Genomic DNA, 12,251 nt, shown 5'->3' on the forward strand with positions numbered 1-12,251 from the left:
GCCTGCAAGGGCCGCAGCGCGGGCGGTTCGCCCACGGCCAGCAGGTCTTGGGCGGCCACCTCGTCCAGCAGGCGCTGGGCCTGGGCGGCCAGGCGGGCGCTGCGGGCGAAGGTATCCAGGCTGCCGGGGAAGGCGGCCTGCAGCGCCGGCAGCACCTGGGCGCGCAGCCGGTTGCGGGTGTAGCGCTCGTCGGCGTTGCTGGGGTCGGTCACGCAAGGCAGGCCGCGCGCCTGCAAGGCGGCGCGCAGGGCCGCGCCATCGACCGACAGCAGGGGCCGGCCAAAGCGCACGCCGTGGCGAACCATGACCTCCGGCATGCCGGCCAACCCGGGCAGGCCCGCGCCCCGGGTCAGGGCCAGCAGCACGGTTTCGACCTGGTCCTGGGCGTGCTGGCCCAGCAGCACCCAGGCGGCGCCATGGGTGCGGGCCAGGGCGGCCAGGGTGTCGTAGCGGGCCTGGCGGGCCGCGTCTTCCGGGCTTTGGCCGGGCGCGTGGCCGGCCTGCACCCGTGCCACACGCAGCGGCACGCCCAGGGCAGCACAGGTGTGTTCGGCGTGGACCACGAAGCCATCGGCCGCGGCCTGCAGACCGTGGTGCACGTGGAAGGCCTGCACCCGCCCCGGCCACAGGGCCTGGGCCGCGTGCAACAGGGCGGTGGAGTCGGCCCCGCCGCTGTAGGCCACGGCCCAGGGCAGGGCCGCGTCGGGCATACCGGGTGAGGGGACGGTGGCGGGGGCACTAGGAACGCCCAAGCCGTGGCGCTGCCACCAGGCACGCAACGCCACTTCGGCCACGCCCAGGGGGGCCGGTGCGGCCGGCTGGGCGGTGCGCACGCCGTGTCCCCGGGGTGTGGCGCTCAGCCGCGGCGGGCGTCGGCCTTGGTGTCGGTGAAGCGGCCGTAGCCGTTCAGGCGCTCGTGGCGGCGCTCGATCAGCTCTTTGACCTTGAGGTCGGCCACCTGGCGGTAGGCGTCGTTCAGGGCGCGCTTGAGGTGGGCCGCCATCTGCTTGTGGTCGCGGTGGGCGCCGCCCACCGGCTCGTTGACGATCTTGTCCACCAAGCCCAGCGCCTTCAGGCGGTGCGCGGTGATGCCCAGCGCCTCGGCCGCGTCGCTGGCGCGGTCGCTGGTTTTCCAGAGGATGGAGGCGCAGCCTTCGGGGCTGATGACGGAGTAGACCGAGTACTGCAGCATCAGCACCTGGTCGGCCACCGAAATGGCCAGCGCGCCGCCCGAGCCGCCTTCGCCAATGATGGTGGAAATGATGGGCACCTCCAGCTGCGCCATCTCGAAGATGTTGCGGCCGATGGCTTCGGACTGGCCACGCTCCTCGGCGTCGATGCCGGGGTAGGCGCCGGGCGTGTCCACGAAGGTGAACACCGGCAGCTTGAATTTTTCGGCCAGCTTCATCAGGCGCAGGGCCTTGCGGTAGCCCTCGGGGCGGGTCATGCCGAAGTTGCGCAGGGTGCGCTCTTTGGTGTCGCGGCCCTTTTGCTGGCCCAGCACCATGCAGGGCTGGCCGTTGAAGCGGGCCAGGCCGCCGACGATGCTCAGGTCGTCGGAAAAATGGCGGTCGCCGTGCAGCTCGACGAAATGGGTGAAGATTTCGTGGACGTAGTCCAGCGTATAGGGCCGGTCGGCGTGGCGGGCGATCTTGGTGACCTGCCACGGGGTGAGGTTGCTGTAGATGTCTTTGGTGAGCTGCTGGCTTTTCTTGCTCAGCTGGTCGATCTCGTCGGAAATGTCCACCGCCGACTCGGACTGCACGTAACGCAGTTCCTCGATCTTGGTTTCCAGCTCCGCGATGGGCTGTTCAAAGTCCAGAAAATTCTTTTTGGCCAAGGTAAAACTCCTGTGGTCTGGTTCAGGTCAGTACGCCACCGGTACCGGGTCCAACGACCGCCAAATATACCAAGTCGCCACGCTGCAGTACGGGGCCCAGGCGGCGGCGACCTCGCGCGCTTCGCTGCGGCTGACCGGGTCGCCCGAGAAGTAGCCCTGGCTGATGCCGCGGATCAGGCCCACGTCATCGAGTGGCAGCACGTTGGGGCGCATGAGGTAAAAAATCAGGAACATTTCGGCCGTCCAGCGGCCGATGCCACGGATGGCGACCAGCTGCTTGATGATGGCCTCGTCGTCCATGGCCTGCCAGGCGTCGGGCTGCAGCACGCCGTTGTCGAAGTGCAGCGCCAGGTCCACCAGGTACTCTACCTTGCGGGCGCTCAGGCCGGCGGCGCGCATGTCGTCCACTTTCAGGCGCAGCAGGTGGGTGGGCTCCATGGCGGGCATGAGGGCGGAAAAACGGTCCCACACCGCTTGTGCGGCCTTGACCGAGATCTGCTGGCCGATGACGCTGCGCGCCAGGGTGGTGAAGGGGTCGCCGCGCGACTCCAGGCAGACGTTGGGAAACTGCGGGATGAGTTTGTTCAGCACGCGGTCGCGCTGCATCAGGTGTTCGCAGGCGGCGTCCCAGTAGGCGGGGCGCTGCGCGGTGTAGGCGGCGGCCATGTGGCTCAGGCCCGTTCCCAGGTGGTGCCGGCGGGGCTGTCCTTCAGCACCACGCCCTGTTCGAGCAAGGCTTTGCGGATGGCGTCGGCCTCGGCCCAGTTCTTGGCGGCCTTGGCGGCGGCGCGGGCGTCGATCTGGGCCTGGATGGCGGCTTCGTCCAGCCCACCCGTGGCACTGCCGCCTTGGAGGAAGGCCTTGGGCTCTTCCTGCAGCAGGCCCAGGGTGGCGCCCAAGGCCTTGAGCAGACCGGCCTTCGCGGGCGAGCGGCCGCGGTTGACCTCGCCGGCCAGCTCGAACAGCACGGCCACGGCTTCGGGCGTGCCAAAGTCCTCGTCCATCGCGGCCTGGAAGCGCACAGCGTGCGGTTCGGTCCAGTCGATGGCCACCTCGGCGGCGGACACGGCGTCCAGCGCGGTGTACAGGCGCTTCAAGGCGGCCTTGGCGTCGTCCAGGTGGGCGTCGCTGTAGTTCAAGGGGCTGCGGTAGTGCGCACGCAAAATGAAGAAGCGCACGGTTTCGGCGTCGTACTTGGCCAGCACCTCGCGGATGGTGAAGAAGTTGCCCAGGCTCTTGGACATCTTTTCGTTGTCCACCCGCACAAAACCGTTGTGCATCCACACCGTGGCCAGCGGCTGGCCGGTGGCGCCTTCGCTCTGGGCGATCTCGTTTTCGTGGTGCGGGAACTGCAGGTCGGCGCCGCCGCCGTGGATGTCGAAGCTCTCGCCCAGCATCTCACAGCTCATGGCCGAGCACTCGATGTGCCAGCCCGGGCGGCCCAGGCCGTAGGGGCCGTCCCACTTGGCCTCGTCGGGCTCGCTGGCCTTGGCGGCTTTCCACAGCACGAAGTCCAGCGGGTCCTGCTTGCCGTCGTCCACCGCCACGCGCTCGCCGGCGCGCAGGTCGTCCAGGCTCTTGCCCGACAGCTTGCCGTAGCCGGCGAACTGGCGCACGGCGTAGTTCACGTCGCCGTTGGGGCTGCGGTAGGCCAGGCCCTTGCGCTCCAGCTGGCCGATCAGGCTGAGCATCTGCGGCACGTAGTCCATGGCGCGCGGCTCGAAGGTGGGGCGCTCGATCTTGAGCGCGTCGGCGTCCTGGTGCAGCGCGTCCACCATGCGGTCGGTCAGGGAACGGATGGTTTCGCCGTTGTGGAGGGCGCGGGCGATGATCTTGTCGTCGATGTCGGTGACGTTGCGCACGTAGGTGACGCGGTAGCCGCTGGCCTTGAGCCAGCGCTGCACCACGTCGAACGCGACCATGGAACGCGCGTGGCCCAGGTGGCACAGGTCGTAGACCGTCATGCCGCACACGTACATGCGGACGTGGCCGGGCTGCAGGGGCGTGAACGCGTCCACGCGGCGCGTGAGGGAGTTGTAAATGCGCAAAGTCATGGGGAGCTGGGGGTGAAAGACCCCTCAGATACAATCTTTTCAGTATATCGGCGCCGTTGCCCGGCGTGTTGTCGCGGGCCGTGGCCGGTCGCGAAGGACGCGTATTGTGCACGCTCGTGCCCCGCCCCCGCCCGCCACGCCCTTTTTGCGAGCTGCCATGACGCTTTTGCGCCCCCCCTCTGCCCCGTCCCTGCGCCCCGCCCTGTGGCGCCGGCCCACCGCCACCCTGGGCCGTGCCGCGGCGGTCCTGCTGCTGGCCGCCACCGCCTGGGGCGCCGTGGCCTCCGCCCATGCGCAGGACGCGCCCTACGACGAGTTGCAGCGCCTGATACGCGCCGACCAGCCCGCCCAAGCCATCGAACGCGCCGACGCCTGGCTGGCGCAACGCCCGAAAGACCCGCAGGTGCGCTTCCTGAAGGGCATGGCGCAGACCCGCCTGGGCGACACCGAGGCGGCTTACACCACCTTCACCGAGCTGGTGCGCGACTACCCGGAGCTGCCCGAACCGCACAACAACCTGGCGGTGCTGCACGCCGGCGCCGGCCGGCTGGACCAGGCCCGGGCCGCCCTCGAAACCGCGCTGCAGCTCAACCCCGACTACACCACCGCCTACCAGAACCTGGGCGACGTGTACCTGCGGCTGGCCAGCCAGGCCTACCGCCAGAGCCTGCGCCTGAGCCCCACCGCCAACGTACACACCCGCCTGCAGGCGCTGGACGCCCTGCTGGCCCCGCCCGCGCCCCGCTGACCCTTACGGACCCCGCCATGCAACGCCGCCATTTGCTGCCCACCCTCGCCGCGATCCTGCTGGTTGCCCACGCCAGCGCCCACGCCCAGACCGCCCCCCGCGTCAAACTCGACACCAGCCTGGGGCCGGTGGTGCTGGAACTGGCCGCCGAACAGGCGCCCCGCACCGTCGCCAACTTCATCGCCTACGTCCAGACCGGGCACTACGACGGCACGGTGTTCCACCGCGTCATCCCCAACTTCATGGTGCAGGGCGGCGGCTTCACCCCCGACCTGGTGCAAAAACCCACCCAGGCCCCGATCCCGCTGGAGTCCAAGAACGGTCTGCGCAACCTGCGCGGCACCGTGGCCATGGCCCGCACCATGGCCCCGAACTCGGCCACCGCGCAGTTCTTCATCAACGTGAAGGACAACGAGTTCCTGGACGCGGCCAACGCGCGCGACGGCCACGGTTACGCGGTGTTCGGCAAGGTCGTCGCCGGCATGGACGTGGTCGACAAAATCCGCGCGGTGCCCACCGGCAGCCGCGGCGGGCACCAGGACGTGCCCACCACCCCCGTCACCATCCTCAAAGCCACATTGGAGAAATAAACATGGCCCACCCCCAAGTCGAACTGCACATCGCCGGTCACGGCGTCATCACCCTGGAACTGGACGCCGACAAAGCGCCCAAGTCCACCGCCAACTTCCTGGCCTACGTGAACAGCGGCCACTACAACAACACCATCTTCCACCGCATCATCGACGGCTTCATGATCCAGGGCGGCGGCTTTGAGCCCGGCATGAAGCAAAAGCCCACCGGCGCCGAGATCGAGAACGAGGCCAACAACGGCCTGAAGAACAACAAGTACACCGTGGCCATGGCGCGCACCCAGGCGCCCCACTCCGCCACCGCACAGTTCTTCATCAACGTGGCCGACAACGGCTTTCTGAACCACACCGCGCCGTCCCTGCAGGGCTGGGGCTATGCCGTGTTCGGCAAGGTGGTGGCCGGCACCGAGGTGGTGGACGCCCTGCGCAGCGTGAAAACCGGCCGCAAGGGCTACCACGACGACGTGCCGGTGACCGACGTGGTGATTGAAAAGGCGGTCGCGCTCTGAGCACCGCGCGCGTCGAAGTGGCCCCCGGCTGGCGCCGGGTGGACTTCATCTCGGACCTGCACCTGCACGCGGCCGAGCCGGGCACCGCCCTGGCCTGGCAGCGCTACCTGGCGGCGGCCGAGTTCGACGCGCTGTTCATTCTGGGCGACCTGTTCGAGGTCTGGGTGGGCGACGACGCGCTGGACGCGGCCGGGCCCGCCCACCCGGAGCGGGCGTTTGCCCGGACCTGCGCCGACGCCCTGCGCGCCTGCGCCGCCCAGCGCCCGGTGTACGTGATGCACGGCAACCGCGACTTTCTGCTGGGCGAAGCCTTTCACCGCCACACCGGCACCCACCCCCTGCCCGACCCCTGCGTGCTGGACTGGCCCGGCCAGCGCCTGCTGCTCAGCCACGGCGACGCCTGGTGCCTGGACGACCACGCCTACCAGCGCTTCCGCGCCCAGGTGCGCACCGCCGCCTGGCAAACCGCCTTCCTGGCCCAGCCCCTGGACACCCGCGAACAGGTGGCCCGCGGTCTGCGCCAGGACAGCGAAGCGCGCAAGGCCCAGGGCCGGGCCGCCTCCCCGACCGACGTGTTTGCCGGCTACGCCGACGTGGACCGCGACACCGCCCGCAACTGGCTGCGCCGCACCGGCGCCCGCGTGCTGGTGCACGGGCACACCCACCGCCCGGGCGAACACGACCTGGGCGACGGCCTGCGCCGCCTGGTGCTGAGCGACTGGGACGCGGCCGCCGAACCGCCGCGCGGCGGGGCCCTGTGCCTGCACGCCGACGGCCACTGGGAACGCCGACCCTGGCCGGTGTGAGCCCGCCGCCCCACCCCACCCGACCGACCGGACGGCCCGCGCCATGCCCCCCGGCACGCCCCTGAACCGTTGGTGGCCCCGCTGGCGCCGCCGCTGGCAACGCCAGGCCTGGTGGCGCGCCCTGCTGCGGCGCTGGGGGCCGCCCCCGCCCATTCCCGACGGTCTGTGGCACCACGTCTGGAGGCAATACCCCTTTCTGGCCGCACTGACCGAAGCCGAACGCGAAACGCTGCGCCGCCTGTGCCAGCATTTTCTGGCGCGCAAGGAATTCCACGGCGCCCAGGGCCTGCGCATCACCGACGCCCTGGCCCTGGCGGTGGCCGCCCAGGCCTGCCTGCCGCTGCTGCACTGGGGCCTGCCCGGCCTGAAGTGGTACGGGGACTTCGTCGGCATCGTCGTCCACCCCGACGAGGTGCTGGCCCGCCGCACCGTGACCGACGCCGCCGGCGTGGTGCACCACTACACCGAAGCCCTGGCCGGCGAGGCCATGCACGGCGGCCCGGTGATGCTTACCTGGACGCACGCGCGCGGCCAGCCCGGGGCCAGCCAGGCCGGCCACAACCTGGTGATCCACGAGTTTGTGCACCAACTGGACCTGCGCCACAAGCGCCACGACGAGGCGGCCGACGGCTGCCCGCGCCTGCCGCCGGGCTTTCTGGGACTGGCGCCGGCCCAGGCGCGCCGGCATTGGCGCGACACCCTGTACGCGGCCCACGCCCGGCACCGCCAAGCGGTGGAACTGGCCGAGCGGTTTGGCGCCCCCCGGCCCTGGCTGGACGCCTACGGGGCCGAGTCGCCGGTGGAGTTTTTTGCGGTGGCCTGCGAAGCCTATTTTGTGAACCGCCCCCGCCTGGGCGAGGCGTTTCCCGAGCTGTTGCCGCTGTTCGACGCCTTCTTCAGGCACCCAGCGGTCAACGGCGCAGCAACACCTTGAGCGCGGCCTGCACGCGCCGCGCAACCGCCTCGTCGTGGGCGCTGGCCAGCACCTGGGCGGTGTCCTTCACCCAGGTCTCGGCCGGGGCCGGGTCGTGGCGGCGCGTCAGCAACTGCAGCTGCAGGGCGCGGCGCGCGTCGAGCTGATCGGCCGGGGTCGGCACCTCGGCGGCCATTTCCAGGCGCAACAGGCTGTGCGCGGCCCGGTCGGCCGGTGCAGCGGGTTGGGCCAGGGCCTGCACCCAGGCGGCGCGCCCGGCGGCAGCGGTGCGGCCACCCAGCGTCTGGGCCGCGGGCACGGCGTCGGGGCTGCGCTGCTGCCAGGCCGACAGCAGTTGCGTGAGCGCTTCGCCGTGCGCCTGGGCGGCCAGCTTTTTCAGGGCCAGCTCGGCCTGCTCCAGCGCCTGGCGCTGGGCGCGGAAGGCGGCGTCGCCCAGACGCGGGCCGCGCGGCTCGAAACCGGGGCGATCACCGAAGCCGGCGCGGGGTTCGCGGCTCGGCCGGGCGTCGCGCCGGTCGCCGGGTCGGCCGTCACGGCCGCCGGCGCGCTGGGCGGCGGGCACGGCCTTGGTCATGCCCGGGCGGTCGTCGCCACGCATCGCCACCAGCTTGCGCGCCGGGGCGGCGGGGGCCAAGGGCGCTGGGGCCGGTACGGGGGTGTCAGCGGCGGCTTCGGCGGCCAAGGTGGCGTCGGCGGGCGCGGCTTCGGCCGGAGGCTCGGCGGCAGGGGCCGGGGTGGGCGCCGCGTCGGCGAGCGCCTGGCCGCGGGACACCTGTTGCAAGGCCTCCACCGCGGCCCGGATCTGCTGTGCATCGCCACTGGCGTTGGCGGCTTCCAGCGCCTTGGCTGCGGCCAGCACGGCCTGGTCGTGGGCGCTCACGGCGCCGCTGGCCTTTTCACGCTCGGTGGATTTGCGGGCAAAGGCCTCGTCGATGGGTTGGCGGAAGGCCTCCCACAGTTTCTGTTCCTGGCGCCGGTCCAGCGGCACCCGGTGGGCCTCCTGCTGCCAGCGCTGCTGCAGCGCCTTGACGGCGTCGATGCGCAGCGGCTGGGCCGCCCCCAAGGCCTGGGCTTCTTCGATCAGGGCCTGGCGGCGGGCCTGGCTGGCGGCCTGGGCCGCCTCCAGCGGCGCGTGGGCGGCGCCCATGGCGGCTTTCCACTGGGGCTGGAGTTCGGCAAACAGCTTTTCGCTGAGATGGCCGGATTGGCGCCAGCGGTCGGCAAAGGCGTGCAGGTCGCGCGACTGGGCGCGCCAGTCGTCGTGCTCGGCGTGCGCCGCGGTCCAGGCCTGCACCTCGGCGATCAGGGCCAGACGCTGGCCGCGGTTGGCCTCGTTCTGTTCCTTGAGCTTGCCCAGCCAGGCCTCGACCAGCTTGTGCGCCTGGTTGCAGGCCTCATCGAACTTTTTCCACAGCGCGTGGTTGGGCACGCCGCCCTGGTCGGTGGCTTTCCACTGTTCGCGCAGGGTGCGCAGGGCTTCCTGGATCTTGCGGCCGCCGGGGCGCTGGCCTTCGGGGGCCTGGGTCAGGGCGACGGCCTTGGCCAGCAGTTCCTCGCGCAGTTGGTCGGCGCGCCAGCGCTGCCAACCCTCCAGCTCCCCGGCCTGGGCCAGGGCGGCCTGGACCTGGGTTTCGAGTTCGGGGGCGATGTGGCGGCCGTGGTCCTTGAGCACCTGGCGCAGCTCGGCCGCGGCCTTGGGGGCGGTCTTGGTGTGGCCTTCGGCGATTTCGCGGGTCAGGGCCTCCAGGGCGGCGGTCACGGCCTGGGTCGCCTGGTGCTGGCGGGCGGCCAGTTCGGCCGGGTCGGCGGCGGGGGCTGGCACCACTTCGCCGCGCAGGGCGCGCAGTTCGTCGGCCCAGACCGGTACGGCGGGCAGGGGCGCGGTGGCGTCGGCCGCGGCGGCCACGGCCAGGGCCAGGGCGGCGTCAAACGCCTCCCACACCAGCTTGAGCTGGTGGCGCGAGGTGTCGAGCTGGGCCGGGAATTTGGGGTCCAGGCTGTCCCAGGCCGGGTCGGTCACCAGGGTCTGGGCCTGGGCCTGCCAGGCGGTCACGTCGCCGCGCAGGGCGTCGAGGGCGGCCAGGGCTTCGGCCCAGGGCTTGGTGGACAGCACCTCGATGCGCTGGGCCAGCAGCACGGCGGTCTCGCGCTCCACCTGCACGCGGTGCTGCAGGTCTTCCACCGCCTTCATGCGCTCGGCCAGGGCCAGCTTCAGGCCGGCCAGGGGTTCGCGCGACAGGGGCGCGCCGGCCTTGGCGGCGTCGCGTTGCCAGGCCATGGCATCGGCCAGGTTCAGGCGCGGCTGCGTCAGCAGGGCCTGGGCTTTGGCCGCCCATTCCTCGGCGATGGCGTCCTGGGCCTTGGCGCGCTTGAGTTCGTCCAACTTTTCCTTGAGCGCCTTGGCGGCGCCCTTGTCGCGGTGCGCGAGTTCGCGGTACACGTCGGCCATGGCGTCGTGGCCGGGCTCGCTGGCCAACCATTCGCGCAGGCGGGCGGCGCGCTCCCCCGAGGTGGGGGCGGTGAAGACGCCGCCGGTGAGGGCGTCGAGCTGGTGCAGGTCGGCGGGCTTGGACGTGGGCTTGTCGGTGGAATTCACGGCGGGCAGGGCAACAAAAGGGGCTAAGGCCCACACGGGGCCGAAACCGCTATTGTCGCCGGTTTCAACCGGCCCAAAGGTCCAGCGGTGGGTCGTGCACCACGGCTTTGAGAATGTCGCTGCGGGCGACGAAGCCTTGCACCACGCCAGCGTCCTCCACCACCGGCACCCCGGGCAGGCCGGTCTCCAGCAGCAGCAGCGCCAGCCGGCGCAAATCGGTGTCGGCCGAGACGCTGGGCACGGGGGTGAGCATCAGCGCCGTGACCGGCTGCCCGGTGTAGGCGCGCCACGCCAGCGCCGAGGCCAGCGACTGCGGCAGGCGGTCGGGGCGCATCAGTTCGGCGCGGGTGAGCAGCCCCACCAGTTGCCGCTGGGCGTTGACCACCGGCACCTGGCCCACGCCCTGGGCGGCCAGCAGGTCCCAAGCCTGTTGCACGGTGGCGCTGTCGGGCACCAGCACCGGCTCGGGGCTCATCACGTCGGCCACCCGGGTCAGGGGGCGGCGCTGGGGCGGCTGCTGCACGGCGGCGTAGGCCTGCACCGCCTGGGCCTGGCCGTGGGGCCCAGGCCGCGGCGGCACACCGGCGGCGGGTTCGGCATCCGGCGCTGTCGGCGTGGCCAGCAGCCGGTCGAGGCCCACCGCCAGCGCCCGCACCCGGGGGGTGCGCAGCGCGGGGGCCACCTTGCGCAGGTCTTCCACCGGCCCCCGGTACATGAGGCCCGATGTGCCGTAGATCGCAAACATGCCGCACCCCGCTGTGTCTGTGGTTAAGCGCCCTCGTCCGGCAGGAACAGGGCCTGCAAATCGCTCAAAAAGTCGAAACCGCGCTCGGTCGGCCGCACGGAATTCCAGTCGCGCTCGATCCAACCCTGGCGCTCGGCCTGCTGCAAAGCAGGCCCTAGGGTGCTTATCGGCAGGCCGGTGCGTTCGCTGAACTGGGCCAGGGTGAAGCCGTCGCGCAGGCGCAGGGCGTTGAGCATGAATTCGAACGGCAGGTCGCGCGCGGGCACCTCGTCTTCGCTGGCCGTGGGCTGGCCTTGCAGGGCCTGCGCCATGTAGCGCTGCGGGTCGCGCCAGCGCACCTGGCGCAGCACCCGGTGGGCGAAGCTGAGTTTGCCGTGGGCGCCGGCCCCGATGCCGAGGTAGTCGCCAAACTGCCAGTAGTTCCAGTTGTGGAAGCAGCGGTGACCTTGGCGCGCGTAGGCCGACACCTCGTAGCGCGCCAGCCCCGCCGCGCCGGTGCGTTCGGTGATGCGGTCCAGCATGGCGTACGCCGTGTCCTCGTCGGGCACCTGGGGCGGGTGCTTGGCGAAGTAGGTGTTCGGCTCCAGCGTCAGGTGGTAGACCGACAGGTGCGGCGGCTGGAAGCCCAGTGCGGTGTCGAGGTCGCGGTCCAGGTCGGCCAGGGTCTGGCCGGGCAGCGCGTACATCAGGTCCAGGTTCCAGGTGTCGAAGTTGGCCGCCGCTTCGGCCACCGCGGCGCGGGCCTGCTCGGCGTTGTGCACCCGGCCCAGAGCCTTCAAAAACCGGTCGTCAAAGCTCTGCACCCCGATGCTCAGGCGCGTGACGCCGGCCTGGCGAAAGCCCTTGAAGCGGTCCTTCTCGAAGGTGCCGGGGTTGGCTTCCAGGGTGATTTCGGCGTCGGCCTCCAGCCGCAGCAGGGCGCGCACCTCGGACAACAGCCGGTCGATGGCCTCGGGCGCAAACAGGCTGGGCGTGCCCCCGCCGATGAAGACGCTGTGCACCGGCCGGCCCCAGACCAGCGGCAAACTGCTTTCCAGGTCGGCACGCAGGGCCTGCAGGTAGCGCTCGTAGGGTGGCTCGCCGCCCTGCCCCGCCGCCGCGCCCCATTCGTGCGAGTTGAAGTCGCAGTAAGGGCATTTCTTCAAACACCAGGGCAGGTGGATGTAGAGCGTGAGCGGTGGCAGGCCCGGCAGTTGCAATTGGCCCGGGCGGTGCAGTTGGACGACGGAGGGGCTCATGCCGGGAACCACCGTTCGCGCATCAGCGCCAGCATGGCCTGGGCGGCGCGGCCGCGGTGGCTGTTCGCGTTTTTCACTGCCGTGGGCAACTGGGCGAAGGTCTGGCCGAACTCGGGGAGCCACATGATGGGATCGAAACCAAAGCCGTTGCTGCCCACCGGCTCGGGCGCGATCAGGCCGGCCACGCGGCC

The 12,251-nt window shown here is 71.3% G+C and carries 13 protein-coding genes; 5 read left to right on the forward strand and 8 right to left on the reverse strand.

Annotation, left to right across the window (positions count from 1 at the left end):
* From tilS to cysS, 4 genes are all read right to left on the reverse strand, one after another.
* Positions 1–710 (reverse strand): tRNA lysidine(34) synthetase TilS (tilS, locus tag HA630_RS03145; protein WP_166832305.1); only part of this gene is annotated, 710 nt, incomplete at its 3' end.
* Positions 711–856: 146 nt separating this feature from the next.
* The gene (locus tag HA630_RS03150) at positions 857–1,840 is read right to left on the reverse strand and encodes an acetyl-CoA carboxylase carboxyltransferase subunit alpha (RefSeq protein ID WP_166832296.1); all 984 of its coding nucleotides are present in this window, start codon (positions 1,838–1,840) and stop codon (positions 857–859) included.
* A gap of 27 nt (positions 1,841–1,867) precedes the next feature.
* Complete coding sequence (locus tag HA630_RS03155) at positions 1,868–2,506, reverse strand: DNA-3-methyladenine glycosylase (RefSeq protein WP_166832297.1); 639 nt, start codon at positions 2,504–2,506, stop codon at positions 1,868–1,870.
* 5 nt (positions 2,507–2,511) lie between these two features.
* Positions 2,512–3,894, reverse strand: a complete 1,383-nt coding sequence (gene cysS / locus HA630_RS03160) for a cysteine--tRNA ligase (RefSeq protein WP_166832298.1) — start codon at positions 3,892–3,894, stop codon at positions 2,512–2,514.
* A gap of 157 nt (positions 3,895–4,051) precedes the next feature.
* On the opposite strand from cysS, the gene HA630_RS03165 reads away from it, so the two are divergent.
* The 5 genes from HA630_RS03165 to HA630_RS03185 are packed head-to-tail and all read left to right on the forward strand — an operon-like array spanning position 4,052 to position 7,481.
* On the forward strand, positions 4,052–4,642 hold the full coding sequence (locus HA630_RS03165; protein ID WP_166832299.1) for a tetratricopeptide repeat protein: 591 nt from the start codon (positions 4,052–4,054) through the stop codon (positions 4,640–4,642).
* Positions 4,643–4,659: 17 nt separating this feature from the next.
* A complete protein-coding gene (locus HA630_RS03170) occupies positions 4,660–5,232 on the forward strand; it encodes a peptidylprolyl isomerase (protein WP_166832300.1) in 573 nt (190 codons plus the stop codon).
* Positions 5,233–5,234: 2 nt separating this feature from the next.
* Positions 5,235–5,741: a peptidylprolyl isomerase gene (locus tag HA630_RS03175; protein ID WP_166832301.1), complete on the forward strand. Its 507-nt coding sequence runs from the start codon at positions 5,235–5,237 to the stop codon at positions 5,739–5,741.
* A gap of 17 nt (positions 5,742–5,758) precedes the next feature.
* Positions 5,759–6,547 carry a UDP-2,3-diacylglucosamine diphosphatase gene (locus HA630_RS03180; RefSeq protein ID WP_371809189.1) on the forward strand — a complete coding sequence of 263 codons (789 nt, stop codon included), beginning with the start codon at positions 5,759–5,761 and terminating at the stop codon, positions 6,545–6,547.
* 43 nt (positions 6,548–6,590) lie between these two features.
* A complete protein-coding gene (locus HA630_RS03185) occupies positions 6,591–7,481 on the forward strand; it encodes a zinc-dependent peptidase (protein WP_166832302.1) in 891 nt (296 codons plus the stop codon).
* Here the strand turns inward: HA630_RS03185 and HA630_RS03190 are convergent.
* From HA630_RS03190 to HA630_RS03205, 4 genes are all read right to left on the reverse strand, one after another.
* Complete coding sequence (locus tag HA630_RS03190) at positions 7,459–10,077, reverse strand: DUF349 domain-containing protein (protein ID WP_371809190.1); 2,619 nt, start codon at positions 10,075–10,077, stop codon at positions 7,459–7,461. The genes HA630_RS03185 and HA630_RS03190 overlap by 23 nt on opposite strands.
* A 64-nt stretch (positions 10,078–10,141) precedes the next feature.
* A complete protein-coding gene (locus HA630_RS03195) occupies positions 10,142–10,822 on the reverse strand; it encodes an HPP family protein (RefSeq protein WP_166832303.1) in 681 nt (226 codons plus the stop codon).
* 23 nt (positions 10,823–10,845) lie between these two features.
* Positions 10,846–12,060 (reverse strand): radical SAM family heme chaperone HemW, encoded by a 1,215-nt coding sequence (gene hemW / locus HA630_RS03200; protein ID WP_166832304.1) that lies wholly within the window; start codon positions 12,058–12,060, stop codon positions 10,846–10,848.
* Positions 12,057–12,251, reverse strand: a 195-nt coding sequence (locus HA630_RS03205; RefSeq protein ID WP_305792617.1) for a non-canonical purine NTP pyrophosphatase, incomplete at its 5' end; no start/stop codon positions are given. The genes hemW and HA630_RS03205, both read right to left, overlap by 4 nt.

It is taken from the genome of Aquabacterium sp. A08 (genome assembly GCF_011742065.1).